This is a genomic window from Kitasatospora sp. NPDC007106 (genome assembly GCF_040634455.1).
GTDB lineage: Bacteria > Actinomycetota > Actinomycetes > Streptomycetales > Streptomycetaceae > Kitasatospora > Kitasatospora arboriphila.
Genome location: NZ_JBEYFP010001458.1, coordinates 1 through 1,041, shown reverse-complemented (window position 1 = coordinate 1,041; position 1,041 = coordinate 1). Strand labels below are relative to the sequence as shown.

The window sequence follows — 1,041 nt, the reverse complement described above, 5'->3', positions numbered from 1 at the left end:
CACGGTGTGGGACGGGTGGCCGCCGCGCACCGCCGCCACCACCCTGCGCAACTACGTGAGCGGATCGGCCAGTCGGCGCCGACGCCGTCGTCGCTGCGGGTGGAGAAGTCGGAGGGGTGGAAGCGCGGCACGAAGCCGGCGAAGTGCACGGTCGAACCGCCCACGCCGCGGCCGGAGTTGTTGGAGCCCATCGGGACGGGGTCGGTGCCGGAGATGACCCGCGGTTCGGTCCAGTACAGGTGGTGGGAGCCGGCCTCGTCGCTGACCCAGTGGGTGTCCGGGTCCCAGAACGGCCCGGCCTCCAGGCAGACCACGGACCAGCCGGCGTGCGCCATCCGCTGGGTGAGGGTGGCGCCGCCCGCGCCGCAGCCGACCACCACGAGGTCGACCTCCTCGGTGTCGTCGAAGCGCCGCATGTGCTCGACCAGCCGGTGGTCGAAGCGGGTGCCGTCCTCGGGCAGCAGCCAGGCGGAGGCGTTGCGTTCGCGGATCGCCTTCTGCGAGGAGGCCGTGAGGCGCAGGGTGCCGGCGGCCTCGCGGAGCCGGCTGCGTACGGCGCCGCTCATCCGGTCCTCCTGCCGTCACGAGGGTCCGCCGGGTCGACGGGGTCCGCGTCCGCCGCCTCGAAGGGCTCGCGCAGGCCAATGCCGAGGCGCTGGTAGCCGCGCGGGTAGGCCGGGCCGGGGAAGCCGATCTCGTTCCAGGCCCAGGGGTGGGAGTAGAAGGCGGTGCAGGCGTAGCGGGTCCACAGGCTCCACACGTGCTGGGCGGGCAGGCCGTGCCAGGGTTTGCCGTGCAGGTCCTGGACGGCCTGGACCAGCTCCTTCTGCTGCCCGGTGTCGAGGTCGGCGAAGGAGGCGGCGCCGTGCCGCTCCGCGGCGTCCTCGTCGAGGGCGGCGAGGGTGGCCCGCCAGGCGTCGCCGTCCTCGGGCATGTCGGTGTAGCGCCAGCCGTCGGTCTGCGCCTCGGCGAGCCGGGCGTCGACCATCTGCAGCACGGGCACCTTCGGGGCGCCGGGCGGGCCGTCCTGGGCGAGCAGCC

The 1,041-nt window shown here is 74.6% G+C and carries 1 protein-coding gene and 1 pseudogene; both read right to left on the bottom strand.

What is annotated here, in order from left to right; translation table 11 throughout:
- Positions 1 to 566, bottom strand: a pseudogene (locus tag ABZ641_RS39265) (hypothetical protein); the annotation flags it as partial.
- Positions 563 to 1,041 (bottom strand): gluconate 2-dehydrogenase subunit 3 family protein (locus ABZ641_RS39260; RefSeq protein WP_359989534.1); only part of this gene is annotated, 479 nt, incomplete at its 5' end. The gene ABZ641_RS39260 and the pseudogene ABZ641_RS39265, both read right to left, overlap by 4 nt.